27 protein-coding genes and 2 other RNA genes are annotated in these 22784 nt (G+C 65.8%); 18 read left to right on the top strand and 11 right to left on the bottom strand.

The genetic code is table 11. The annotated features are described in order from the left end of the window. Positions 1 to 90 precede the first annotated feature (90 nt). From IFT87_RS01050 to IFT87_RS01030, 5 genes are all read left to right on the top strand, one after another. Positions 91 to 441 carry a hypothetical protein gene (locus IFT87_RS01050; RefSeq protein WP_052380984.1) on the top strand — a complete coding sequence of 117 codons (351 nt, stop codon included), beginning with the start codon at positions 91 to 93 and terminating at the stop codon, positions 439 to 441. Between the two features lie 83 nt (positions 442 to 524). Then, entirely contained in the window at positions 525 to 761 is a 237-nt protein-coding gene (locus IFT87_RS01045; RefSeq protein ID WP_031441523.1) for a hypothetical protein, read from the top strand. Positions 762 to 831: 70 nt separating this feature from the next. Then, positions 832 to 925: signal recognition particle sRNA small type (gene ffs / locus IFT87_RS01040), an RNA gene on the top strand. 381 nt (positions 926 to 1306) lie between these two features. Continuing rightward, positions 1307 to 3010 (top strand): DNA polymerase III subunit gamma/tau, encoded by a 1704-nt coding sequence (locus IFT87_RS01035; RefSeq protein WP_192007210.1) that lies wholly within the window; start codon positions 1307 to 1309, stop codon positions 3008 to 3010. Beyond that, positions 3007 to 3330 (top strand): YbaB/EbfC family nucleoid-associated protein, encoded by a 324-nt coding sequence (locus IFT87_RS01030; RefSeq protein WP_031395321.1) that lies wholly within the window; start codon positions 3007 to 3009, stop codon positions 3328 to 3330. The genes IFT87_RS01035 and IFT87_RS01030 overlap by 4 nt, the downstream gene beginning before the upstream one ends. Before the next feature lie 27 nt (positions 3331 to 3357). Here the strand turns inward: IFT87_RS01030 and mtgA are convergent, their stop codons facing one another. The 4 genes from mtgA to IFT87_RS01010 are packed head-to-tail and all read right to left on the bottom strand — an operon-like array spanning position 3358 to position 7214. Next, positions 3358 to 4029, bottom strand: coding sequence for a monofunctional biosynthetic peptidoglycan transglycosylase (mtgA, locus tag IFT87_RS01025; protein WP_192007209.1), 672 nt, complete (start codon positions 4027 to 4029; stop codon positions 3358 to 3360). 9 nt (positions 4030 to 4038) lie between these two features. Beyond that, a complete protein-coding gene (locus IFT87_RS01020; protein ID WP_037528542.1) occupies positions 4039 to 5307 on the bottom strand; it encodes a flavin monoamine oxidase family protein in 1269 nt (422 codons plus the stop codon). A gap of 4 nt (positions 5308 to 5311) precedes the next feature. Then, the gene (gene rpoH / locus IFT87_RS01015; RefSeq protein WP_031396358.1) at positions 5312 to 6214 is read right to left on the bottom strand and encodes an RNA polymerase sigma factor RpoH; all 903 of its coding nucleotides are present in this window, start codon (positions 6212 to 6214) and stop codon (positions 5312 to 5314) included. Positions 6215 to 6266: 52 nt separating this feature from the next. Beyond that, positions 6267 to 7214 carry an RluA family pseudouridine synthase gene (locus IFT87_RS01010; RefSeq protein ID WP_031439679.1) on the bottom strand — a complete coding sequence of 316 codons (948 nt, stop codon included), beginning with the start codon at positions 7212 to 7214 and terminating at the stop codon, positions 6267 to 6269. Between the two features lie 17 nt (positions 7215 to 7231). On the opposite strand from IFT87_RS01010, the gene IFT87_RS01005 reads away from it, so the two are divergent. The 11 genes from IFT87_RS01005 to IFT87_RS00955 all read left to right on the top strand — a co-directional run bounded on the left by IFT87_RS01005 (position 7232) and on the right by IFT87_RS00955 (position 17849). Continuing rightward, positions 7232 to 7624 (top strand): Mov34/MPN/PAD-1 family protein, encoded by a 393-nt coding sequence (locus IFT87_RS01005; protein WP_037528540.1) that lies wholly within the window; start codon positions 7232 to 7234, stop codon positions 7622 to 7624. 104 nt (positions 7625 to 7728) lie between these two features. Beyond that, positions 7729 to 8373: a histidine phosphotransferase family protein gene (locus tag IFT87_RS01000; RefSeq protein WP_037528527.1), complete on the top strand. Its 645-nt coding sequence runs from the start codon at positions 7729 to 7731 to the stop codon at positions 8371 to 8373. Between the two features lie 100 nt (positions 8374 to 8473). Further along, a complete protein-coding gene (locus IFT87_RS00995) occupies positions 8474 to 10828 on the top strand; it encodes a chemotaxis protein CheA (RefSeq protein WP_084215045.1) in 2355 nt (784 codons plus the stop codon). Continuing rightward, entirely contained in the window at positions 10828 to 11259 is a 432-nt protein-coding gene (locus IFT87_RS00990) for a chemotaxis protein CheW (RefSeq protein WP_031396353.1), read from the top strand. The genes IFT87_RS00995 and IFT87_RS00990 overlap by 1 nt, the downstream gene beginning before the upstream one ends. 85 nt (positions 11260 to 11344) lie before the next feature. Further along, entirely contained in the window at positions 11345 to 11710 is a 366-nt protein-coding gene (locus IFT87_RS00985) for a response regulator (protein WP_031396352.1), read from the top strand. A gap of 17 nt (positions 11711 to 11727) precedes the next feature. After that, positions 11728 to 12867: a chemotaxis-specific protein-glutamate methyltransferase CheB gene (gene cheB, locus IFT87_RS00980; RefSeq protein ID WP_342211110.1), complete on the top strand. Its 1140-nt coding sequence runs from the start codon at positions 11728 to 11730 to the stop codon at positions 12865 to 12867. Positions 12868 to 12896: 29 nt separating this feature from the next. Further along, positions 12897 to 13775, top strand: coding sequence for a CheR family methyltransferase (locus tag IFT87_RS00975; protein WP_235188288.1), 879 nt, complete (start codon positions 12897 to 12899; stop codon positions 13773 to 13775). Positions 13776 to 13835: 60 nt separating this feature from the next. Next, positions 13836 to 14750 (top strand): DMT family transporter, encoded by a 915-nt coding sequence (locus IFT87_RS00970; RefSeq protein WP_031439674.1) that lies wholly within the window; start codon positions 13836 to 13838, stop codon positions 14748 to 14750. Positions 14751 to 14803: 53 nt separating this feature from the next. Then, a complete protein-coding gene (locus IFT87_RS00965; protein WP_081874152.1) occupies positions 14804 to 15436 on the top strand; it encodes an N-acetylmuramoyl-L-alanine amidase in 633 nt (210 codons plus the stop codon). A gap of 11 nt (positions 15437 to 15447) precedes the next feature. Further along, positions 15448 to 15836: RNase P RNA component class A (rnpB, locus tag IFT87_RS00960), an RNA gene on the top strand. 45 nt (positions 15837 to 15881) lie between these two features. Then, positions 15882 to 17849 (top strand): hypothetical protein, encoded by a 1968-nt coding sequence (locus IFT87_RS00955; RefSeq protein WP_192007208.1) that lies wholly within the window; start codon positions 15882 to 15884, stop codon positions 17847 to 17849. 32 nt (positions 17850 to 17881) lie between these two features. Here the strand turns inward: IFT87_RS00955 and IFT87_RS00950 are convergent, their stop codons facing one another. Further along, positions 17882 to 18520 carry a carbonic anhydrase gene (locus IFT87_RS00950; RefSeq protein WP_031439672.1) on the bottom strand — a complete coding sequence of 213 codons (639 nt, stop codon included), beginning with the start codon at positions 18518 to 18520 and terminating at the stop codon, positions 17882 to 17884. Further along, positions 18517 to 20097, bottom strand: coding sequence for a SulP family inorganic anion transporter (locus IFT87_RS00945; protein WP_051916675.1), 1581 nt, complete (start codon positions 20095 to 20097; stop codon positions 18517 to 18519). Before IFT87_RS00945 ends, IFT87_RS00950 begins: the two co-directional genes overlap by 4 nt. 216 nt (positions 20098 to 20313) lie before the next feature. Here IFT87_RS00945 and IFT87_RS00940 point away from each other — a divergent pair, with 216 nt between their 5' ends. After that, on the top strand, positions 20314 to 20853 hold the full coding sequence (locus IFT87_RS00940) for a J domain-containing protein (RefSeq protein ID WP_031439670.1): 540 nt from the start codon (positions 20314 to 20316) through the stop codon (positions 20851 to 20853). Next, positions 20838 to 21200 (top strand): (2Fe-2S) ferredoxin domain-containing protein, encoded by a 363-nt coding sequence (locus IFT87_RS00935; RefSeq protein ID WP_342211109.1) that lies wholly within the window; start codon positions 20838 to 20840, stop codon positions 21198 to 21200. The genes IFT87_RS00940 and IFT87_RS00935 overlap by 16 nt, the downstream gene beginning before the upstream one ends. Here IFT87_RS00935 and IFT87_RS00930 read toward each other — a convergent pair. The 5 genes from IFT87_RS00930 to IFT87_RS00910 all read right to left on the bottom strand — a co-directional run bounded on the left by IFT87_RS00930 (position 21197) and on the right by IFT87_RS00910 (position 22769). Then, the gene (locus IFT87_RS00930; RefSeq protein ID WP_081874150.1) at positions 21197 to 21604 is read right to left on the bottom strand and encodes a SufE family protein; all 408 of its coding nucleotides are present in this window, start codon (positions 21602 to 21604) and stop codon (positions 21197 to 21199) included. The genes IFT87_RS00935 and IFT87_RS00930 overlap by 4 nt on opposite strands. 68 nt (positions 21605 to 21672) lie before the next feature. Continuing rightward, positions 21673 to 21912 carry a hypothetical protein gene (locus tag IFT87_RS00925; RefSeq protein ID WP_031396340.1) on the bottom strand — a complete coding sequence of 80 codons (240 nt, stop codon included), beginning with the start codon at positions 21910 to 21912 and terminating at the stop codon, positions 21673 to 21675. A gap of 12 nt (positions 21913 to 21924) precedes the next feature. Then, positions 21925 to 22164, bottom strand: a complete 240-nt coding sequence (locus IFT87_RS00920; RefSeq protein ID WP_031439668.1) for a hypothetical protein — start codon at positions 22162 to 22164, stop codon at positions 21925 to 21927. Positions 22165 to 22185: 21 nt separating this feature from the next. After that, positions 22186 to 22455 (bottom strand): hypothetical protein, encoded by a 270-nt coding sequence (locus tag IFT87_RS00915; RefSeq protein ID WP_031396338.1) that lies wholly within the window; start codon positions 22453 to 22455, stop codon positions 22186 to 22188. An 11-nt stretch (positions 22456 to 22466) separates the two neighbouring features. After that, entirely contained in the window at positions 22467 to 22769 is a 303-nt protein-coding gene (locus tag IFT87_RS00910; RefSeq protein WP_031439667.1) for a hypothetical protein, read from the bottom strand. Positions 22770 to 22784: the final 15 nt, after the last annotated feature.

Below are 22784 nucleotides of genomic sequence, written 5' to 3'. Positions count from 1 at the left end.
CACGGCGGTTCGGCGATCAAGCCCCCACCGCCCCAGTATACGGGGCATTGATACAGCCCCGCTGCCCGGGGCTCGAGTGGAGTAGCTCTCATGAGGATCATCGCTTTCTTCGCCGCTGGCGCCCTGGCCGCCGGTACCCTGGTCGCAGCGGCCCCCGCGGACGCACAGCGTTACGGCTGGGACGGGCCGCGCGGCGGCGGGCATCATGACCGCGGCTGGCATGGCCCGCGCCATCGCTATGACGGCTATCGGGATGGCGGTTACCGGGGCGGCTACCGGGGCGGGTACCGGGATGGATATCGCGGCGGCTATCGCGGGCACCACGGCGGCTATCGCGCGCATTACGGCTATGGCGGGCCGCGTGGCTATGGCCGCTCGCGCGTCGTGTGCCGGATCCAGCGCGGCTATTACGGCCCGGTTCGCCGCTGTTTCCGTCGTTGATACGGAACCGTAATGAGGCGGCGCGAGTTTGCTAACATAGGTTATGGGATTCACGCGAATCCAGACCGCTCAGGAGACTTTCCATGAAGTTGTTTACCCTCGCCGCCGCCGGTCTCGTTGCGCTCACCGGCCTCGCGCCCGTCGGCTTCGCCGCCGAGGCATCCGCACAGCGCACCGTCGTCCATGAGCGGACCGTCGTCCGTCACAACGACAACCGTCCCGGCGTCCGTCATCGTACGCGCACGCGTCAGGTCTGCCGCAACGTGGTCCGCAACCATCATCGCCAGCGCGTCTGCCGCACGGTTCGCGTCAACCGCTAAGAACGGGCCTTCCCCAGGATCAGGCCGTAAAGCGGCTTGATCATCCCGTCCGACCCCGCCATATGCGCAGCGGGAGTCGGGCGGACGGGGTCGTCGCCAACTTGGTCAGATCCGGAAGGAAGCAGCCACAACGATTTCGCCCCGGGTCGTCCCGGCTCCCACCGCGAACATTTGCAAGCAAATGTGAGCGCGGCCAGCGGCGCACAGCGCCGTCTGACGACACGGCGTCGCCGTGGCGCCCCTACCTTCGCCGCCAAACCCCTGATCCCAAACAGCTTTCGCAAAGACGTTCCCGAAACGTTCCATTTCGCTGTAAATCTGCCCGCGTTTGTGGTACGCCGCACCATGGCCCAGATCGTTCCCAGTTCCGGCCCTCGATACGCCGTCCCGAACGGCCGCATCCCGACCTCGCGCTGCACCGCGACGACGCCCGATGTCGACCCGACGCCCAATGTTGAATCGCGCTATCGTCTCAACATTCGCAACATTCGCGGTCCCGGCCATGCCCTTCGACACCGGACCCGACAGCCGCTATGACGACCGCAATGTCAGATTCCTTCGACCTGGGCGAACCGCCGCAGCCGGCTGCTAAGGCGGATGTCGCGTACCGCGTGCTCGCGCGCAAATACCGCCCGCAGACCTTTTCCGAGCTTATCGGGCAGGACGCGATGGTCCAGACGCTCGGCAACGCGATCAAGCGCGACCGGCTGGCGCATGCCTTTCTGATGACCGGCGTGCGCGGGGTCGGCAAGACGTCGACCGCGCGCCTGATCGCCAAGGCGCTCAATTGCATCGGTCCGGACGGGCAGGGTGGTCCGACGATCGACCCGTGCGGCGTCTGCGAACCCTGCCGCGCGATCGCCGAGGGCCGCCATATCGACGTGATCGAGATGGACGCCGCGAGCCATACCGGCGTCGACGACGTCCGCGAGATCATCGACGCGTCGCGCTATTCGGCGGTCACCGCGCGCTTCAAGATCTACATCATCGACGAAGTCCACATGCTGTCGAAGAACGCGTTCAACGCGCTTCTGAAAACGCTGGAGGAACCGCCCGCGCATGTGAAGTTCCTGTTCGCGACGACCGAAGTGAACAAGGTGCCGGTGACGGTCCTGTCGCGCTGCCAGCGCTTCGACCTGCGCCGCATCTCGGCGGAACAGCTCGCCAGGCACTTCGCCTGGGTGTCGACCGAAGAGGGCGTCGTCGCCGAGCCCGAGGCGCTGATGCTGATCGCACGCGCCGCGGAAGGGTCCGCGCGCGACGGCCTGTCGATCCTCGACCAGGCGATCGCGCATGCCGGGCTCGAAGGTGGCGGCGTCACCGCGGACGCGGTGCGGCAGATGCTCGGCCTGTCCGATCGCGGCGCGGTGCGCGACCTGCTCGGACTGATCCTGGCGGGCGACGGGGCGGGGGCGCTCGCCTCGCTGCGGCGGCAATATGACTATGGCGTCGATCCGCTGTCGGTGCTCCGGTCACTGCTCGAAACCGTTCACGGCATCACGCTGACCAAGGTCGGGACGCCGGCCGACGCCGCGCAGCCCGCGGAAGAGCGCACCGCGCGCGAGGAGTGGGCCGCCAATCTGTCCTACCCCGCGCTGCATCGCCTCTGGCAGCTGTTCCTCAAGGGCCATGACGAGGTCGCCAAGGCAGTCCTGCCGATCGAGGCGGCGGAGATGGCGCTGCTGCGGACGATATACGCATCGACGCTGCCCGATCCCGGCGAACTCGCGCGGCAGCTCGCCGGCGCTCCGGCACCCGCTGCGCCCGCCGCCGCGTCGACGCAGGCACCGGCGCCGGCTCCCGCATCCTCCGGCGAAGCGCCGCCCTGGGCCGGGGCGGGGGCGTCCGCTCCGCCGGCACCCGTCGACACCGGACCGATCCTGCCGCCGACCTTCGCGGCTCTGGTCGATCTGCTCGACGATTCGGGCGGGCTGGCGATCGCCGCGCGGCTGCGTCACGGCGCGCGGATCGTCTCCTATGCGCCGCCCGAATTCGCGCTCTCCGGCAGCCGGCCGGTCTCGGCCGACACGCTGGCCGAGCTCGGCACGCTGCTGAAGTCGGTCACGCGGACTGCCTGGAAGGTGTCGATCGTCGACGCGCCGGGCGAACCGACGCTGCGCGAGGCGCAGGACGCCGCCGACGAGGCGGTGAAGCAGGCCATACTCGAATCCCCCATCATGAAGGCCGCGGTGGCAGCGTTTCCCGACGCCAAGCTTGAATCGTGGCCGGGTCAAAGGAGCAACGCATGAAGAATATCGACGAAATCCTTGCCATGGCGCAGAACGTCCAGACCGAACTCGAAAAGGCGCAGGCCAATCTTGACACGATCGAGGTCGAGGGCGCGTCGGGCGGCGGGCTGGTCAAGGTCAAGGCGTCCGCCAAGGGCCGGATCATCGGCATCGCGATCGACGATTCGCTGATGCAGGTCGGCGAGAAGCAGATGCTCGAGGATCTGCTGACCGCCGCGTTCAACGATGCCCGCGCCAAGGCCGATGCGGTGTCGGGCACCGAAATGTCCAAGATGACCAGCGGCCTGCAGCTCCCGCCGGGCTTCAAGCTGCCGTTCTGATCTGCCGGGTGCGGCGGCTGCCGGTCCCTAGCGGAGGCAGCCGTCGAGCCCCTGGGTGCGGACCGTCGAGACGCGGCGCGACAGCGTGTTGCCGTGGCGGCGGACGAAACCGCGCGGCGCGATCGCCGCCCGCTTCTTCGGCAGCGGCAGCACCGCCGCGATCCGTCCCGCCTCGGTCGCCGACAGCCGCGACGCATCATGGTTGAAATACCGGATCGCCCCGGCATTGGCGCCATAGGTGCCGATCCCGGTCTCGGCGATGTTGAGATACACCTCCATGATCCGCCGCTTCGGCCACAGCGTCTCGATCAGGACGGTGAAATACGCCTCGAACGCCTTACGGACATAGCCGCCGCCCTGGAACAGGAACGCGTTTTTCGCGGTCTGCTGGCTGATCGTCGACCCGCCACGGATCCGCCCACCCTGCGCATTGCGCGCCGCCGCCCCGGCAATCGCCTTGAAGTCGAAGCCGCTGTGCGAACAGAACCCCGAATCCTCGCCCGCAATCGCGGCGCGCGCCATGTCGGGATCCATCTCCGACAACGGCATCCAGTCCGCCGTCACCGTATGCCCCGACAGTAGGTCGCCCATCATCGTGAAGGTGAAGGGCGGCGGAACGACCCGGTACAGGCCGACCCAGGCGACCGTCACGACGACGAAGACGAACGCGAATTTGGCGAGGATGCGGATAAGGCCCATCGCCGCTCCTTATGCGATCACCGCGCCCCCGCCAATGATCGCCCGCGCCGCCGCGACGCCGGTTTCATATGCGCCGTGCGCCGTAGAGAAATCCTCACGGTGACAGGCCTCGCCGGCGAAGAAGATCCGGCCGTCGACCGGCGCGGCAAGCACCGCACGCTGGCCAGCGCACCCGATCCGCGCATGGCTGTAGCTACCACCGATCCACGGCTCTCGGCGCCAGCGCGTCGCGGCGAGCGGCGTGAAGCGACGGCGCCAGTCGCTGCCGAGCAGGGCAACGAGTTCGTCGATCGCGAACGCCGCGGCATCGCCATCCTCCAGCATCTCCGCGCAGTCGCCGCCGAAGAAGCTTTCGACGATCGGCCAGCCGAACGGCGACAGGCGGTGGCTGGCGGTGCACGCAGCATAGGGGTTGCCGACGAGATGCGCATTCGCCGGCCATTCCGGTCGATCGACATGCAGGAACACCTTGTCGGCTAAACCGAGCGGGAGGTCGGTGGCGGCGGCATGCTTGTCAGGCAAGGGCGGGTCGAACCTGATCTGTGACTTGGCCAGCACGGTGGTGGGCACGCAGACGATGACATGATCCGCAGCGATCGTCCCGGACGGCGTGTCGAGCCTGATCCGCCGACCGCCATGGTTGATACGGGTGACCGGCGTAGTGAGACGGATCGGCAGACCGACAGCGTGACTGGCGACAAGCGTGCCATAGCCTTGCTTGACGGTCCAATTATCGTCCGAAGCCGCATTTTCATACGCAGCCCAGTCATGGAGCGACACCTGCGACAGGCTGGCGCCATTCGCATAGCCTGAGATCGCGTCGATCCTCGGCCGCCACGGATCGTTCACACCGACAAGCTCGGACAGGGCGCGGTCGGGACCGTCGACTGCCGCCAATGCGCGGGCGTTCCATTCCTGATAGGCGGTAGACGAAGACGCCTGCTCTTCGGGCGAAAAACTGAGGTTACGCCATTGCGTGCGCCAGTTCGCGTCCGACCGGTCGACGCTGAAACCCGAAAGCTCCGCAATCGCGGTCCATGGGTTGCGCTGCGCAGAGTGGAGCCACCCGCAACCGGCATCGACATTAGACCCCGCAGGGACAGGATTCGCCTCTGCCTCACTGCTCTCGCGGCTCAATAACGCGTCTATTGAAAGACTATGCGCCCGACCACCAAGGCGGTCGCTCGCCTCGACCAGCAACACATCATGCGCGGCGTCATGCAGCGTCCGCGCCGCCGCAATACCGGCCGCACCGCCGCCGATGACGACGGTGCGCACGGCGTCAAGCGGCGAGCAGGCGCTTTTCGCCGGCAATGCGCATCATAGCCTTTTGCAGCTTCTCGAACGCGCGAACTTCGATCTGGCGGACTCGCTCGCGCGAGACGCCATAGACCTGAGACAATTCCTCGAGTGTCTTAGGATCGTCCGTCAAGCGGCGTTCGGTCAGGATATGCTGTTCACGATCGTTGAGGTCGTCCATCGCGGAAACCAGCATCGAGTGGCGGACGTCGGCCTCCTGTGCGTCGGCAACGATCTTGTCCTGGAGCGGTGCGTCATCCTGCAGCCAATCCTGCCACTGACCTTCGCCGTCCTCGCGCATCGGGACGTTGAGCGAGGTGTCACCACCCATCGCCATGCGGCGGTTCATGCTGACGACGTCGGTCTCGGCGACACCGAGATCGGTGGCGATCTTCGTCACGTGCTCAGGGCGCAGATCACCGTCCTCGAATGCATCGAGGCGGCTCTTCATCCGGCGCAGATTGAAGAACAGCTTTTTTTGCGCTGCGGTGGTCCCCATCTTCACGAGCGACCAGCTGCGCAGGATATATTCCTGAATCGACGCGCGGATCCACCACATCGCATAAGTCGCGAGGCGGAAGCCGCGCTCCGGCTCGAATTTCTTCACGCCCTGCATCAGGCCGATATTGCCCTCAGAGATCAACTCGGAGGTGGGCAGGCCGTAGCCACGATAACCCATGGCGATCTTCGCCACGAGACGGAGATGCGACGTCACGAGCTGCGCCGCAGCATCGGTGTCGCCATGCTCCTGGAACCGCTTGGCGAGCATATATTCCTGCTCGGGTTGCAGGATGGGAAATTTCTTGATCTCGGCGAGATAGCGATTGAGACCCGCCTCGCTGCCGAGCGCAGGTATCGTCGCTGGAACGTTGGAGCGGGCTGCCATGGTAGTCTTCCCTTTCTGCGAAACCATACCGCACTGCGGCAGGGTCCGATATCTATACGTGAAGCTCGCTGAACAGTTCCTGCATGTCCGCAGGCATCCTGCTTTCGAACGCCAAAGCGTTACTATTTATAGGATGGATGAACCCGAGATACGCGGCGTGCAAGGCCTGACGGCGGAAACCAAGCGTTTCGAGCAGCGTCTTCTGACCGGGCCGGTTTCTACCGTAGACCGGGTCGCCGAGCAAGGCGTGCCCGATCGAGGCCATGTGGACGCGCACCTGATGCGTGCGACCCGTTTCGAGCCGACACTCGACCAGCGCGGCATCGCGAAGCGGTTGCAGTGTCGTGAAATGCGTGACGGCGCGTTTGCCGCCTTGGACGATCGCGATCTTCTTCCGGTTTTGCGGACTGCGCGCCAGCGGGGCATCGACGGTTCCTGAGGAAGGGCGCGGGATCCCGCCGACGATCGCGCGGTAGCGGCGGTCGATGCTGTGATCGTGGAACTGCTTGGCCAGTCCCTCGTGCGCGCGGTCGCTCTTCGCGGCGATCATCAACCCGGAGGTATCCTTGTCGATCCGGTGGACGATGCCCGGACGCGCGACCCCACCGATCCCCGACAAATTCCCTGCGCAATGGTGAAGCAGCGCGTTGACGAGCGTGCCGTCGAAATTGCCTGCTGCAGGATGCACGACCAGACCCGCCTGTTTGTCGACGACGATCAGATGCTCGTCTTCATAGGCGATGACGAGCGGGATGTCCTGCGCCTCGTTATGCAGCGGCGTCGGTGGCGGCACGGCGATCGCGAAGGTCTGACCGGCGGACGCCTTTTTCGAAGAATCGCGCCAGGCTTGACCCGCCTGCGATACCGCACCGGCGGCGATCAACGTCTTCAACCGTTCGCGTGACATCGTCGGAACGGCATCCGCGAGCGCGCGGTCCAGACGCCATCCATCGGCCGCCGCGGCGATTCTCGCTTCAATCGTGGCAACCCCCCGGTCCATGCGGTAGCGATGTGGCGATGAGCGTTACGATTTCAAGCAGCGTCCTCGATCGGATCCTGGCATGGGCGGCGGCATCGCCGGCGGAGGAGGTTTGTGGAGTGCTGTTCGGTACGCCGGATGCCATCGCGACGGCAGAGCCTTGCGAGAATGTCGCGGACCATCCCGCCCACAGCTTCGAAATCGATCCTGCAGCGCTGCTGGCCGCGCATCGTCGCGCGCGCCACGGCGGCCCCGCGGTCATCGGCCATTACCACTCGCATCCCACGGGCAAACCCGTGCCGTCGCCGCGCGACGCCGCGCAGGCGATGGGCGACGGAGCGATCTGGCTGATCATTGGCGGCAGGCAAGCCCGCGCTTGGCGCTCTCACGCCCCCAACGCATTTGCCGAGGTTGCCATTGTGCTGAATTGACGTGATCCGTCGAGCATCGAGTGTGAAGCGCCGCCTATGCGCCTTGCCGCTTGCCAGCTAATCGTGGCGAGGTCAGAACGGCACATGTTTTCGAGAGGATATTCATGACTGTCAGCCCGGTCGATTTTGCCAGCCTGTTGTGTTCGCGGCTGTGTCACGACCTGCTGTCGCCGGTCGGCGCGCTCAACAACGGGCTCGAACTGCTGGCAGACGAAACCGATCCGGCAATGCGTGCGCGGTGCATGGAGCTGCTGGCGGACAGCGCACGCGCATCGGCGAGCAAGCTGAAATTCTTTCGCCTGGCCTTCGGTGCTGCGGGGGGCTTCGGCGAGGAGGTCGCAACCCGCGAGGCCAAGTCCGCGATCGAAGGGCTCATCGCCGAGAACAAGCGGATCGAGCTCGCCTGGCTCGTGGACGAGGAAACGATGCCCAAGGCGGCGATCAAGGTCCTGCTCAATTTGGTGCTGATCGGCAGCGAATCGCTGGTGCGTGGCGGCCGGATGGAGATTGGCGGCGAGGACAATGCCGGCCATCTCGAGGTGGTCGTGAAGGTCGAGGGGCCGCGGCTCGTCCTGGACCCCGAAATTCGTCGGACGCTGGTCGACGGTCCTGGCGATACGGCGGTAACGCCGCGCGCGGCCGCCGCTTATATGGTGCACACGCTCGTCGCCGAGAGCGGGGGCAGCATGCAGATCTTTGAACCGTCCGACGGCGTCATGATCTTCGGTGCGGTGTTCAACGCGCGATAACTTGGCTGGATACGGTGGTGCGGTGGGGGAGGAGCGATCCTAACGCAGCCTTAACCCCTGTTCGTCATGACGGGCCCGACGCACGCGTTCCGGGGCCCGCATGGACGATCTTCTACAGGAATTCATAGCCGAGACGCGCGAGACGCTGGAGGCGCTGTCGGGCGAGATTGTCGCCTGGGAGGCGGCGCCGACGGATCGCGCGCGGCTCGACGCAATCTTCCGCTTCGTTCACACGGTGAAGGGCAGCTGCGGGTTTCTCGACATCCCCCGGCTGGCCCGGCTGAGCCATGCCGCTGAAGACGTGCTTGCGGCGGTTCGGGACAACAAGCGCGTGCCCGACACCGCGCTGGTGAATGCCGTGCTCGCGATCGTCGACCGGATCGGCGAGATCGTCGAGGCGATCGATGCCGGCGCGGCGCTGGATGATGCAAGCGAGGAACTGCTGATCACGGCGCTGGCGGAGGACGCCACGCCGGCGGCCGTGCCCGTGCATGTCGCAACCGTGCGGGCCAGCAGCCGCAGTGTCCGTCTGAACGTCGATCTGCTCGACCGGATGATGAGCGGCATGTCCGACATGGTGCTCGCGCGCAACGAACTGGCGCGGCGATTGCGAGATAACGTCAGCGATCCGCATGTTGATGCTGCGCTCGAACGGCTCTCGCTGACCGTCGCCGACATGCGAGACACGGTGACGCGGACCCGGATGCAGAAGATCGATGCGCTGTTCTCGGCGCTGCCGCGCATGGTCCGCGATACCAGCGCGGAACTGGGCAAGGCGGTCAACCTGGTGATCGAGGGCTCTGACGTCGAGCTCGACCGCGAGCTGATCGAGCTGATTCGCGATCCGCTGGCACATATCATCCGCAACGCCGTCGATCACGGGATCGAGTCGCCGGCCGACCGTCTGGCCGCGGGCAAGCCCGCGACGGGGCGACTCGTCGTGTCCGCACGCCAGTCGGGCAACCAGATCCTCATCGAGATCAGCGACGACGGACGTGGCATCGACGTTGCGCGGATCGTCAGCAAGGCCAAGGACCAGGCCCTGCGTACCGAAGCGCAGATCGGCGCGATGGATGAGGACGCAAAACTCGATCTCGTGTTCGAAGCGGGACTGTCGAGCCGCGACACGGTCACGACAGTCTCTGGACGCGGCGTCGGTATGGATGTCGTGCGCGCCAATATCGAGCATATCGGCGGGCGCATCGCGCTGTGCAACATGCCCGGCCGCGGGCTTCGGATCGTCATTCACGTGCCGCTGACGCTGTCGATCCTGTCGACGATCATCGTCAGCGTGGGGACGCAGCGTTTCGCGCTGGCGCGGCAGTCGATCGAGGAGATCGTCAGGGTCCGTGGAACGCAGGTGCGGATCGACACGATCGGAGATGCATCGGCCGTCGCGGTCAGGGGACGGCGGATGCCGCTGGTCTCGTTGGCCGCGCTGTTCGGGCTGGGCGACCATGACCCGGGCACGCTCGTGATCGTGTCGACCCGCGAAGGCGACTATGCGCTCGGCGTCGACGATGTGCTCGACGCGGAGGAACTGGTCGTCAAACCTGCCTCGCCGCACGTGATGGCGACCGGCGTCTATGCCGGCCAGACGCTGCCCGACAGCGGCCTGCCGATGCTGCTGCTCGACGGAGGGGGGATCGCGCATGTCGCGGGGCTGCGGTTTTCCGCCCTCGCGGTCGCGCACGACGAGGCGGCGGCGGACAGCGTGGCCGGCGTACAGGCGCTGCTGTTCGACGATCTGGACGGAAAGCGCCGCGTGATCGCGCTGGCGGTGATCGACCGGGTCGAACCGGTGGCGACGTCGGCGATCAGCTTTACGGCGGGCGCGTTGCGTCTCGCGATCGGCGGGGCGATCGTGCCGTTGCATTCGGTCGGCACGATTGGCGACCGCGAAGAAGTCGCGGTACTCCGTCTGACCGATGGCGATAGCGAGATGGCCTATGCGATCGCGGAGGCGATCGAGATCGTCGAATTGCCGCCCGAAATGGCCCCGGCGCATGGCGGCGGGCCGATCGCGGGCGTCGTGATCATCGGCGGTGAGCAGGTCGAGCTGATCGATCCGCACGCGTTGTTCGCGGGCGAGCCGGTCCGGCGCGCCTCGCGCCCGGTCTGCCTGTTGCAGAGCGACAGCAGCGGGTGGATGGAGACGTTCCTCAAACCCGCGCTCGAGGCGTCGGGCTATCGGTGTGTGACACGCCTCGCCGCGGGCGAGACGCCTGCGGTCGCGCTGGCGATGGAGGATGGACCGGTCGAGGCGGTCGCCGCACCGATCGTCACGCTGCGCCGCAATCGGGAGGGCTCGGGTGCGCAGGACCACAGCATCTATCGCTATGACCGTCCGGCCCTGATCGAGGAACTCGCGCGGCGGGTCGCGGCGCAGGCCGGCGCGCTACAAGGGGATACAGCACCGTATATTCGCGCCGTGACGAGTGGGGGAGCGCGCTGATGGAATTGTTTCTGATAGCGCATATCGCCGGGCGCGGCGTCGCGATTCCGGCAGAACAGGTCGGCTCGGTCGTCGATATCGGCGATGTCGTCGCGGTGCCGCAGGCTGAGGCGGCGATCCGCGGGCTGACCGCGCTTCGCAGTCGGGTCGTGACGGTGATCGATACCGGCACTGCACTGGGGCTCGCGCCGACGCCCGAAACCGCCAGGCGGGCAGTCATCACGCAGGTCGACGGGCATGACTATGCGATCCTGGTCGACTCGCTCGAGGATGTCGCGCCGTTCGAGCGGCTGCCGCTGTCGTCGGGGCTCGCGCTCAACCACGGCTGGGCGGCGGCGGCGTCGGGGCTGGTCGATCGCGATGGCGAGCCGATGCTGGTGCTCGACTTGGCCGCGGTGGTGCCGTCGTCCTTGCCCGCGCTCGTCGCCTGAACGGCGGCCAACTCGCGCGCGCTTAACCCGGTGCTTACGCTTTGCCGGCTAAGGCGGGCGCCATGATCACCCCGGAAGGCTTTCCATGAAGACCTGTCTTGTCGTTGATGATTCGAAGGTGATCCGCAAGGTCGCGCGTCACATCCTCGAAACGCTTGATTTTACCGTTCGCGAGGCATGTGACGGCCAGGAGGCGCTCCAGTGCTGTCTGGAGTCGGTTCCGGACGTCATCCTCCTCGACTGGAACATGCCCGTCATGAGCGGCATGGATTTCCTGCGGGCGTTGCGCGACAGCGATATCACGCAGCGTCCCAAGGTCGTCTTCTGCACGACCGAGAACGGCATGGCCTATATCCGCGCCGCGATCGAGGCGGGCGCCGACGAATATGTCATGAAGCCGTTCGACCGCGAAACCCTCGCATCGAAGTTGCAAATCGTCGGCATGGCCTGAGCGGGTCTTACGACACCGTGGCCGCCTCGCTGCCCCTTCCACCGCTGCCGCGGTCGCCTTCGTCCGCCGCCGCGCGCGTCCTGATCGTCGATGATTCGGTCGTCGCCCGCGCGGTGATGGCACGGCTGATCGACGCGAGCGCGCAGTTTACCGTCGTCGGTGCGGTCGCCAATGCGGGAGCCGCACTCAAGTTCCTGCGCTCTGCCGAGGTCGATTTCATCCTGCTCGATATCGAAATGCCGGGGGTCGATGGGCTGACCGCGCTGCCGGACCTGATTGCCGCGGGACAGGGTGCCAAGATCCTGATCGTCTCCTCCTCCGCCGATGAGGGCGGTGCGGCCGCGGTCCAGGCGCTCGCGCTCGGGGCGGCGGAAACGTTGGTGAAGCCGGGCGCCAGCGGCATGTCTGGCCGCTTTGCAACCGCACTGGTCGAAAAGCTCGAACGCCTGTGCGAAGCCCCGGCCGCGATCGTGCCTACCCGCGCGTCGGGACTGAGAAGCGCGCGCAACGTCACGGCCGCGGTTGAGCCGCTGTGCGGCCGGGGTGCTGCGGATCAGGGCCGTTCCGTCGCGGCCGGCGACGCCTATGACATCGTCGCGATCGGTGCATCGACCGGCGGGATCCACGCGCTGAGCCAGTTGCTGCGTGAGTTGCCCGCCACGTTCCAGCTGCCGATCCTGATCACGCAACATTTGCCCGCGTCGTTCATGCCGTATTTCGCGGCACAACTCACGGTCCTGTCCGGCCGGCCGTGCGACGTCGCGACCGACCGCCTGCGGATCCGCCCCGGCCGCCTGTTCATCGCCCCCGGCGACGCCCACATGACCTGCGTGCGGCTGAGCGACGGCGGTGCCGCGATCCGCCTCAGGCAGGGCGTCGTCAGCAGCGGTTGCCTGCCCTCGGTCGATCCGATGCTGGGATCGGTCGCCCAAGTCTTTGGCGCGCGCGCGCTGGCTATCATGCTGAGCGGCATGGGCCGCGACGGTGCGGAGGGGGCGCGACAGGTCCATGACGCCGGCGGCAGCGTGGTGGCTCAGGATCAGACGACGTCGGTCGTCTGGGGCATGCCGGGCGCAGTCGTGTCGTCGGGTGTTGCTGCGGCGATACTGCCCCCCGAGGCGATCGGGCGGCTCATCGCGTCGCAGCGTCGTCCATGATGGGCGCGTCAGCGTTGCGCGGGCGGAGCATGCCGACCACGGCCCCGTCATCCTCACCGGCCCCGGCGGCCTCCCAGGCGACGATCGACGTGCTGACCGCGCTGCTGGAAGCGCGGACGGGGCAGCAGATCGCGGCCTATCGCTCCTGGCGCCTCGATACAGCGCTCAAGCCGCTGTTGCGTGAACGCCAGCTCGGCAGCCTTGACGAGCTGGTTGCGCAGTTGCTGGCCGGAAAGGATCGGGAGATCGGCGAGCATATCGTCGATGCGCTACTAAACCAGGAAACGTCCTTCTACCGCGACGCGCAGGTCTTCGAGCACCTCGTTGCGGCGATCGCGGATGCCGAGGCAGCCGGTCATCGTATCCGGATCTGGTGCGCGGGATGTTCGACCGGGCAGGAGCCGCTGTCACTGGCGATGTTGTTCGCCGAGCGGCACGAGACGACCGGTGCGCCGGTTCCGGACATCATCGCGACCGACGTGTCGGGCGCCGCAATCGCCCGCGCACGGTCGGGGCGTTTCACGCAGTTCGAAATTCAGCGTGGGTTGCCGATCCGTCGGATGATGCGGTGGTTCGACGGTGTCGGCGCGGACTGGGTCGCCAAGCCAGAGCTGGTAAAGCTTGTCACGTTCCGGCGCGTGAATCTCGTGTCCGATGCGGCGCCCGCAGGACGTTTCGACCTGGTCCTGTGCCGCAATGTCCTGTTGTACCTGACGGCGGAGACGAAATTGCGGGTGTTCTCGACGATCGCACGGGCGTTGCGGCCCGGCGGCCTGTTCGTCATGGGCGCGGGGGAGACGGTGAGCGGGCAGACCCCGTTGTTCGAACCCAGCCAGCGCTATCGCGGCTTCTACGAAACGCCGTCGTCAACCACTGGCGATCTGCGGCTTCGCTCGTCCGCGCCGTGATCCCGAGATAGAGTGCCGCTGCGGTTTACATCGCGGCCCGATCCCGGCAAGCGTTGGGGGATGACGATCCAGGCCGCACCTCCAGCGACGCATCGGTTCGGCCTGCGCGACTTTGCGATCGTCGTCGTGATGAACGTGCTGTGGGGGCTCAACATCATCGCCGTGAAGATGGCGGTGACGGAGATCGCGCCGATGACGGCCGGGTTCCTGCGTCAGGTCATCGTGTTCGCAGTCTGCGCGAGCTGGTTCCGGCTGGTGCCGGGACGGACCGCGACGCTGGCACTGCTCGGACTGTTGTCGGGCGGCATCTTCTATCTGGTGATCAATCTGTCGCTGTCGGTCGCGACGAATATCGGCGCCTTGGCGATCGCCGGCCAGCTTGGCGTCCCGTTCGCGCTGCTGCTCGCGATCGTCGTTTTTCGCGAACGGATCCACTGGCCCCGGATGCTGGGGATAGGCCTGTCGATCCTGGGAGTGGTGCTGCTGGTCTTCGATCCGTCGGCAGCGCGCGAGGGCGCCGGTCTTGCGCTGACCGCGCTGGCAAGCCTGATCTGGGCGATCACCTCGCTGATCCAGCGGCGGCTCGTCGGCGTGCCGGTCCTGACGATCTATGCCTGGGTCGGGCTGATGGGGAGCCTGGTAATGGCGGTCGTGGCGATGATCACCGAGCCCGTAGCGATGCGCGCGATCCCTGACCTGCCGCTCCGCACGGTCGGCTGGGTGGCGTTTTCCGCGATCGGATCGACGGTGATCGGCCAGGGCTCGATGTCGTGGCTGTTGCAGCGTCATTCGGTTAGCGTTGTCACGCCGATGACGCTCGCCGCACCAATTATCTCTGTGTTCGCCGCGGCCTATTACTTCGGCAACCCGTTGACGCTATTGATGCTTGCAGGCGGAGGCGTTGCGATGCTCGGCGTCGCGATCGTCACGATCCGGACCGCACGCGCGGACCGGCTGGAGGGGAAGCTGGCTTGACGATCATCGAGACGCCGTCACCGAATTTCGACGACCGAACGCTGCCTGTCAGCATGATCGTATTGCACTATACCGGCATGCAGGACGGCCCGTCCGCGATTGCCCGCCTGCGCGATCCGGACGCGAAGGTGTCGGCGCATTATTTGATCGAGGAGGACGGTACCGTCCTGCGGATGGTCGCCGAGGACAAGCGCGCCTGGCACGCGGGACGATCGCACTGGCGCGGGATCGAGGACGTCAATTCGGCGAGCATCGGCATCGAGATCGTCAATCCTGGGCATGAGTTCGGCTATCGCCCGTTCCCGCCGGAACAGATCGCCGCGCTGCTGCCGTTGGTGGCGCAGATCAAGGACCGCCACGAGATCACGCGGGGTAACATCGTCGGTCATTCCGACATCGCGCCGACGCGCAAGCGCGATCCCGGCGAGTTGTTCCCGTGGCACGAACTGGCGCGACGCCGGCTTGCGCTGCCGCGGCCGACCAAGAATCTGATGGATCCCGGCTGGACGGAGGGCGGCTTCTGCCTCGCGCTCGAACGGTTCGGCTATGACGTGGAGAACCGGATGGCGGCGATCATGGCGTTCCAGCGCCGGTTTCGCCCCGAGCTTGTAGACGGCGAGATCGATGCGGAATGCCGGTGCATCCTGCTCGCTTTGCTGCTTCCCAAACCGATGGGCGACGACTAGGGATCGGCGCGCCAGAGGGTCGGGCGACCGCGGGGATGTTGTAATGGCATCCGCGAGGAAAGTCCGGGCTCCGCGGAACGACGGTGCCGGGTAACGCCCGGCGGGGGTGACCCCAGGGACAGTGCCACAGAGAGCAGACGGCCAACCCTCGGCGCAAGTCGGGGCGGTCAGAGTGAAAGGGTGCGGTAAGAGCGCACCGCGCGCCTGGTAACAGGGGCGGCACGGCAAACCCCACCGGGAGCAAGATCGAATAGGGGTGGCACATGGGCTTCGTTCCGGCTCGTCACCCGGGTTGATTGCTTGAGGCGGCGGGCAACCGTCGTCCTAGAGGAATGGTCGCCCAACTTTCGACCGAAGGGTCGGAAATGGACAGAACCCGGCTTACAGACCCTCTGGCATCCTCGCCCGATCGCATGCAGACTGCCCGAAAGACGTGGGGGATGTGATGCGTATCGACCGGGCAGGACTGATGGGTGCAGGCATCGTGATGGCGGCGATCGCTGCGCAGGTCGCGGCACAGGGGCCCGCAACCACGGTGCAGCAGGATTTCGAAGCGGCCGCGGCGCTGGATGCGAAGGGCGACAGTACCGCTGCGCTTGCGGCCTGGACGACGCTTGAAGCACGAACCAAGCCGGGATCGCGGAGCCGGGGCATTGCGCTGATCCGCAAGAGTGCGGCACTGTTCAAGCTCGATCGCGCAGACGATGCGGTGACCGCGGCACGCGACGGCCTCGCGCTGTTGCCTGCGAAGGACCCGACGCTCGCCGAGGATCGGTGGCGGGCCTATTTTGATCTGGGCCTCATTGCGCAGAATGCGCTCGATTATGCGGGGGCGAGCGTTTCGTTTGCGAGCGCCGCCGCTGCGGCGGACGGAGCGTCGCTGAAGGTCGCGGCGCTGTTGTCCCTAGCTGACACGACGACGTTCACCGATCCCGCCGCCGCGGATGCAGCCCTTGCGAAGGTCGATGCGCTCGTCCGGACGGCGCCTGCCGATGCGGATGTAAAGGCTCTGATCGCGCGGCGGCGCGCGATCCTGGCGCTGAACCGGGGGCAGTATGAACAGGCGCGGACGCAAGCGGTTGAGGCGGTCAAATTTTATGGCGGGATGACGTCGCAGACAGATTCGCGCGACGTTTCCGCGCGGTCAGATGCGGCGATCGCGTCACTGTTGGCGGGTAAGAGCGAAGAGGCCCGCCGGTACATGGCGATGACCGGCGCGGGCCGGTTGAGCAAGGGGGAGTTTGATCCGGCGGTACAGATGGAGGTACCCGCCTGCGGTGGCGAGGCCGATCTGAGGCCTGCGGACATGGCGGTCGTCGAATTCACGATCGACAATGACGGCGTGGTACGCGGCGTCTCGCCCATCTATGCCGCAGGCGGTGGCGCGGTGGCGCTCGAATTTGCGCGTGCCGTCCGCGACTGGTCATGGACGCCCGAGCAGACCAAGTCCTTTCCCGCGTTCTTCCGCTATAATATCCGCGTCGAGATGCGCTGCTCGACCGCGTTCGAGCGGCCGTCGATCACCAAGTTTCTCGACGCGGACATGGCGGCCTGGCTCGAGTCCAAGGGGTTTTCGATACCGGTACGCGAACGTGGCGCGGATGCCGCCGCCATCGTCGGGCAACGTGCCGCACTCGCGGCGGCGGAGGGCAAGTCGGGGCCGACATCGCTCGCCACGCTGCCACCCTTGTACCAGCTCGTCGGCAATGCGGTCGTGGGTCGTGAGGAGGCGCATGAGCTGGCGCAGCGGGCGTTCGCTATTGCTCAGGCAAACGGCGCCCCGCCGATCGCGCTGCTCCCGCTCGACATCCGTGTGCGTGAGACCGAAAGTGCCGATAGCTGGAAGCAGGGTGCCTATGCCCGCGCTATCACGCCGCTGCTGTCGAAGCCCGGTTATGCGCAGGATCCGCAAGCGCGATCGGCGCTGCAACTGCTCATAGCGGACTCGACCAGAAGCCGAAGCCGGCGTGTGGCGCCGTTACAGGCGGTCGCGGACGACAAGGGTTTGGCAGCGAACGACCCGATGCGTGTCGGTGCGCTGATCCGGCTGGCGTCGCTACAGCAGCAGGCGGGGGATCCGGTGGCGGCACGTGCCACGTTCGACCGGTCGGGGCTGGCGGCCAGCCAGTGCGCGATCCTCGATGCCCCGCCCCGATTCCTTTCGGCCGGCGGCACGTTCCCGGATGAGGCCCGCATCTGGGGATTTGAAGGCTGGACCCGGACACAGTTCGATGTGGGGCCGGACGGCAAGGTGCTGAACGAGCGCGCCGTGCTCAGCTATCCGCCGTTCGTTTTCACCAAGGCCGGCACACAGACCGTCGCGGGCGCCCGATATACGAAGACGTTTCGCCCCGATGGCGGTGTCGGCTGCGGCGGGCTTTCCCAGAATGTCCGGTTCAAGATGCCGGGATGATTCTGCCCTCCCCGTAGGGGGAGGGACTGACGTCACACCAGCACCTTCTCCGGCCGGCCGATCTCGTCGAGAACCGTATCGGCGGCGATCTCCATCAGCGGTTTGATGTGGCCGTCGCGCATGTCGTACACCCAGCCGTGGAGCGCCAGTTCTTGGCCCTTGGCGAATGCATCCTGCACCGTCTTGGTACGCGCGAGGCGAACGAGCTGGTCGCGGACGTTGACCTCGACGAACCGGTTGACCTTCGCTTCCTGGGTCGGCTGCGCATCGATCTCGTCGCGGTGATCGCGCAGTACTTCGCGCGCTGTGTCGAGCCACTCGTCCACGGGGCCGTCCAGCCCGCCTTGCAGCGTACCCATGATGCCGCCGCAACCGTGATGGCCGCATACGATGACATGCTTCACCTTCAGCACGTCGACCGCATATTGCAGCACCGACATCAGGTTCAGGTCGTGATCGTTGACGAGGTTGGCGATGTTGCGGTGGATGAACATCCCGCCCGGCTGAGTCATCGTCATCTGTTCGGGGCTGACGCGGCTGTCCGAGCAGCCGATCCAAAGGAATTCCGGCTTCTGGCCGACCGTCTGACGGCTGAAGAAGTCGGGATTTTCGTCGGTATGCTCTGCAACCCAGGCCTTGTTGGCGAGCAGCAATTGTTTGTAGCGTCTCATGTGTACAGAACCTCGCTCGATGGCGCGTTGATCAACGCGGCACGCTTGCCGGCGATATCGCCGCGCAGGCTGACGGTGATGCCGCGATATTCCGCGCCTTTGATGAACGCGTTGATGATGTCGATATTGTCGAGGTCGACATAACTGGTCGACGACAGGTCGATCAGCACCTGCGTATTATCGGGCACGCGGTTCAGCGACTTCTGCAATTCATATTTGTGGATGAAATACAGGTTGCGGCGCGCACGGACGAGGCAGTCGTCGCCATCGCAGGCAAAGGTGATCGCGGTACGGAAGTTGCGTGCAATGACGAATACGAAGCCGACAACGATGCCAATCACGATGCCCTCGAGCAAATCGGTGAACAGGATCGCGCCGACTGTGACGACGAAGGGGATGAACTGCGTCCAGCCCTGCTTGTAGCGTTCCAGAAACAGCTTCGGCTTGGTCAGCTTGTAACCGGTCGCGATCAGCACCGCGGCAAGCGCGGAGAGCGGGATCAGGTTAAGCAGCGACGGGATCAGTGCAACGCTTATCAGCAGCCAGAAACCGTGGAGCATGGTCGAAAGCTTGCTCTCCGCCTTGGCGTCGACATTGGCCGACGATCGGACGATCACCGACGTGACGGGAAGCCCGCCGATCATTCCCGACAGGATGTTACCCCCGCCCTGCGCGAGCAACTCCCAGTTCTTGTCGGTGGAGCGACGGCGCGGATCGATCTCGTCGACCGCTTTCACGCTGAGCAGCGACTCCAAGCTCGCGACGATTGCGAGCGTGACCGCAGTCGTCCAGACGATGCCCATGCTGATACCGGAAAAGTCCGGGAGCGTGAACAGCGTGGGAAATTCGGAAAGCTTCTGCGTGACGGGTACCTGGACGAGATGTGTCGCCTGGAGCTGCCAATCAGGCTTGACCGCGCCCAGCAGCGCGTTGCCGAGCACGCCGATCAGGACGACGACGAGCGGGCCGGGGACAAACCGGAGCGGGCCATTCTTCGGTTTCGCGCCGTCCCACCAGAACAGGAATGCCAGGCTGATCCCGGCAATCAGGATCGCACCGGGGGTCACGCTCGCGCTCAGGCTGTCGATGATTCGCGAGAAGGTGTTGACGCCGTTGGCGGTGGAGAATTCGAAGATCCCCTCGGCCTCGCGGTCGAAGCCGACCGCGTGCGGAATCTGCTTGAGGATAAGGATCAGGCCGATCGCGGCCAGCATCCCGGTGATCACCGAGGAGGGCACGAATTCGCTGAGGATACCCGCGCGCGTTAGCGAAAAGCCGATCTGAAGCACGCCCGCCAGCACGACGGCCATCAGGAACATCTGGTAGCTCGGCATGCTTTCGATCGCCGCGAGGACGATCACGGTCAAGCCTGCAGCCGGTCCGCTGACCGACAAGGGAGATTTTGAGAAGAGCCCGACGGCGATGCCGCCGACGATCCCGGCGATGACACCCGCGAACAGTGGCGCACCTGACGCTAGCGCAACGCCCAGACACAGGGGCAGGGCGACAAGGGCAACCACGATCGACGCGGGAAGATCGGCCCGCCACGTGCTTAGCTTCGGAATGAGAGTTTGCACCAGGGCTCCTGTCGCCGCGACGTCGGCCGGGATGCGCCCGGAGCAGACGCTTTACCCTATGCCAGATGACAATTTATTCATGTTCATTAGGCGATGAACGCCTCCTGACTCAAGGCGCAATGTCGGTTCCGGCCGCAGGTGCGGGCGCGTGGCTTCCTCGTTTGGCGGTGCGGTACGCGGTTGCGTTGTCGGTGGGGACGCCTATCTCGGACGGCTATGGCGCGAAGCACGACACGAACACCCGATTGGGGATTTCCGCGGTGGCGCGGCTATGGCTCGAGCAGCGAGGCGGTGACGGTTCGATTGTGCGACCGGCACGGCTGCAACGAACCCGGCAATTGCCCGGCGCCGAAATCGCCCAACAGCCCGGACCGCTGGTATTTCTGCATGACGCATGCGGGCGAGTATAATCGCGGCTGGAATTATTTCGAAGGTCTGAGCGCCGAGGAAGCCGCCGAGCGCGAGGCGGCGGAGACGCGTACCGCGGACGGCTATGCGGATCCGAAGCATTATGCCTGGGCGGGGTCGGGCGACGGCAGCCGGTCGCGCGACGAGATGCGCGCGCTTGAAGTGCTGCAGCTCGAACCCGATGCGACGTTCGAGGATGTCCGTGCCGCGTGGCGGCGGATGGCCAAGGCCAATCATCCTGATGTGCGTCCGGGCGACAAGGATGCCGCGACGCGGTTCCAAGGCGTGCAGGCCGCCTATGAGGTTCTTCGCGCCGCGGAGGATGCACGGACGTGGAAGCCGGCGTGATCCGCGTGCTGGCAAGCCGCTGGCAGGGCAGCGTGCTGGTCTGCGGCAAATGTTCGAAGAAGCTCGAAGGCGGGTTCGGCGACAAGCGCCGTACATCGCTTGCCAAGCTGTTGCGCGCTGCCCTCGGGCTGAAGAAGGGCCGCAAGGCCGACCGCGGCGTGGTCGAAGTCAAATGTCTTGGGGTATGCCCCAAGAATGCGGTCGTGATGATCGATGCGGCCAAGCCGGATCTGTGGATGCTGGTCCCCGCCGGCGCCGACGTTGGCGAGATCGTAACGACGCTGCGCGGGGGTGATGCCGCTCCGCCGTCCCCTTCCCGGGTGGAAGACGGCCTCAAAGCCGCCTAGCTGGCGTAGCGTTCGGCGGTCTCGCGGATCAACGCGATCATGTTCGGAATTCCCTGCGTCCGGTTCGAACTGAGTTGCTTGCCGAGATCGAACGGCGCCAGTTCCGCACCGATGTCGGTCGCGACGATCGCCGCCGGCGGTTGGTCCTGCACCGCTTGAAGGACGAGCGCGATGATCCCCTTTGTGATCGCGGCGTTCGAGTCCGCGAGGAAATGGAGCCGGCCGTCGTCGGTCTTCATCGGATAGACCCACACGGATGCCGAGCAGCCGCGAACCAGCGTCGCATCGGTCTTCAGCGCATCGGGCATTGGTTCGAGATCGCGTCCGAGGTCGATCAGAAGGCGGTAGCGGTCGTCGGGTTCGAGGAAGTCATATTCCTCATGGATATCGGCTAGCTTGGGCATGGCGTCGCGGTACTCCCGCGTCATCTCGCCCGCAACCGCTGCGCGTGCGGCAGGACACGATTGCCGCGCTACAGGTCGACCCCGGCGGCGATCGCCTCCAGCTTCTTGATGCGTTCCTTCAGGTCTGCGATCTCGATGCGCGCGCCAGTCGACACCGCCACGGGCAGGCCGGTGTCGTGCGCTTGGTCGATCTCCAGGCGCCTGATCGACAGCCAGCCGCGCCAGCCGGCGAGTCCCGCGGTGACGATCATCGCGAGCGCCACCAGGCCGGTCAGCGCGAGCGTGATATAGACGTTCGGTTCGGTCATGTCCGCCTCCTCCTAGCGGTCGCGGAGCCGCTCGATCTCTCGGTCGAGATCGACGCTCTTGTGGTTGTCGGTGATGACGCGTTCGAGCACCTGGATGCGCTCCTTCATTTGGCGCACCTCGTCGCGCAGACGCAGCGTGTCGGCGGTGTCAGCCGGGGCGGAAAGCGATCCTTGGGCTTGGTACCGCGCCCGGAGCACGCGGGAGACCGCCACGATCAAAACGATACAGACGACCATCGTGAAGGGATTCATCGGTCAGCTCCTGAATACGGATTAGTTTAGGGGGCGCTCGTCGCGGAGCAGGTCGATCTCGTCCGCCAGGCCGATCCCGCGGTCGGTGACGATCCGTTCCAGCACCCTCACGCGCTGTTCGAGACGTTCATTCTGTGCCGCATATTGTGCGGACTTTTCAGCGACGAGCTGTGCATCGATTTCCATCCGGCGCTGCCGATAGGCGAACCAGGGCTTCACGAAGACGCCGCCGAAGATCGCGAGCAGGCCGCAGGATATGCCGAGGATGGGGATGAGCAGGGGGCTGATCATGGCGGCGTCCTCTATCGCGGCTGGAGGCGGAGAGCCTCGATCTCGCGGGCGGTACGCTCCGCGGGATCGGTGGCGATGCGCTCAAGAACGGCAATCCGCTCTTCGAGACGGGAGACCTGGCCGGTCAGGCGCTCGTTCTCACCGGACAGTAGCTCCAGCTTGCGGGCGTCGTTCGGGTCGACCCGGTGCGTCTTTCCGCTCCACTCATCCGCCAGCGCATAGCCGTGCTTTGCGCGGATCCAGTTGTTGATCACCCATCCCATCGTCGTGATCGCGATGATCGCGACGACGAAGCCCGGTCCACCCCAATTCATCGTCATTCTCCCCGT

Origin of the sequence: Sphingomonas sp. CFBP 8765 (assembly GCF_014841445.1) — a bacterium.
Lineage (GTDB): Bacteria > Pseudomonadota > Alphaproteobacteria > Sphingomonadales > Sphingomonadaceae > Sphingomonas > Sphingomonas aerolata.
This window is presented reverse-complemented; position numbering and strand designations above follow the sequence as displayed.

Bases quoted from the DNA above. Each gene is read 5' to 3' on its own strand.
- IFT87_RS00995 (WP_084215045.1), top strand. From the start codon at position 8,474: ATGGACGATCTTCTACAGGAATTCATAGCCGAGACGCGCGAGACGCTG.
- IFT87_RS00985 (WP_031396352.1), top strand. From the start codon at position 11,345: ATGAAGACCTGTCTTGTCGTTGATGATTCGAAGGTGATCCGCAAGGTC.
- IFT87_RS01010 (WP_031439679.1), bottom strand. From the start codon at position 7,214: ATGGACCGGGGGGTTGCCACGATTGAAGCGAGAATCGCCGCGGCGGCC.
- IFT87_RS00965 (WP_081874152.1), top strand. From the start codon at position 14,804: ATGATCGTATTGCACTATACCGGCATGCAGGACGGCCCGTCCGCGATT.
- IFT87_RS00970 (WP_031439674.1), top strand. From the start codon at position 13,836: ATGACGATCCAGGCCGCACCTCCAGCGACGCATCGGTTCGGCCTGCGC.
- rpoH (WP_031396358.1), bottom strand. From the start codon at position 6,214: ATGGCAGCCCGCTCCAACGTTCCAGCGACGATACCTGCGCTCGGCAGC.
- IFT87_RS01030 (WP_031395321.1), top strand. From the start codon at position 3,007: ATGAAGAATATCGACGAAATCCTTGCCATGGCGCAGAACGTCCAGACC.
- IFT87_RS01045 (WP_031441523.1), top strand. From the start codon at position 525: ATGAAGTTGTTTACCCTCGCCGCCGCCGGTCTCGTTGCGCTCACCGGC.
- IFT87_RS00975 (WP_235188288.1), top strand. From the start codon at position 12,897: ATGCCGACCACGGCCCCGTCATCCTCACCGGCCCCGGCGGCCTCCCAG.
- IFT87_RS00940 (WP_031439670.1), top strand. From the start codon at position 20,314: ATGGCGCGAAGCACGACACGAACACCCGATTGGGGATTTCCGCGGTGG.
- mtgA (WP_192007209.1), bottom strand. From the start codon at position 4,029: ATGGGCCTTATCCGCATCCTCGCCAAATTCGCGTTCGTCTTCGTCGTC.
- IFT87_RS00990 (WP_031396353.1), top strand. From the start codon at position 10,828: ATGGAATTGTTTCTGATAGCGCATATCGCCGGGCGCGGCGTCGCGATT.
- IFT87_RS00920 (WP_031439668.1), bottom strand. From the start codon at position 22,164: ATGAATCCCTTCACGATGGTCGTCTGTATCGTTTTGATCGTGGCGGTC.
- IFT87_RS00915 (WP_031396338.1), bottom strand. From the start codon at position 22,455: ATGATCAGCCCCCTGCTCATCCCCATCCTCGGCATATCCTGCGGCCTG.
- IFT87_RS00950 (WP_031439672.1), bottom strand. From the start codon at position 18,520: ATGAGACGCTACAAACAATTGCTGCTCGCCAACAAGGCCTGGGTTGCA.
- IFT87_RS01000 (WP_037528527.1), top strand. From the start codon at position 7,729: ATGACTGTCAGCCCGGTCGATTTTGCCAGCCTGTTGTGTTCGCGGCTG.
- IFT87_RS00955 (WP_192007208.1), top strand. From the start codon at position 15,882: ATGCGTATCGACCGGGCAGGACTGATGGGTGCAGGCATCGTGATGGCG.
- IFT87_RS01035 (WP_192007210.1), top strand. From the start codon at position 1,307: ATGTCAGATTCCTTCGACCTGGGCGAACCGCCGCAGCCGGCTGCTAAG.
- IFT87_RS00930 (WP_081874150.1), bottom strand. From the start codon at position 21,604: ATGCCCAAGCTAGCCGATATCCATGAGGAATATGACTTCCTCGAACCC.
- IFT87_RS01050 (WP_052380984.1), top strand. From the start codon at position 91: ATGAGGATCATCGCTTTCTTCGCCGCTGGCGCCCTGGCCGCCGGTACC.
- IFT87_RS00910 (WP_031439667.1), bottom strand. From the start codon at position 22,769: ATGAATTGGGGTGGACCGGGCTTCGTCGTCGCGATCATCGCGATCACG.
- IFT87_RS00925 (WP_031396340.1), bottom strand. From the start codon at position 21,912: ATGACCGAACCGAACGTCTATATCACGCTCGCGCTGACCGGCCTGGTG.
- IFT87_RS01005 (WP_037528540.1), top strand. From the start codon at position 7,232: ATGAGCGTTACGATTTCAAGCAGCGTCCTCGATCGGATCCTGGCATGG.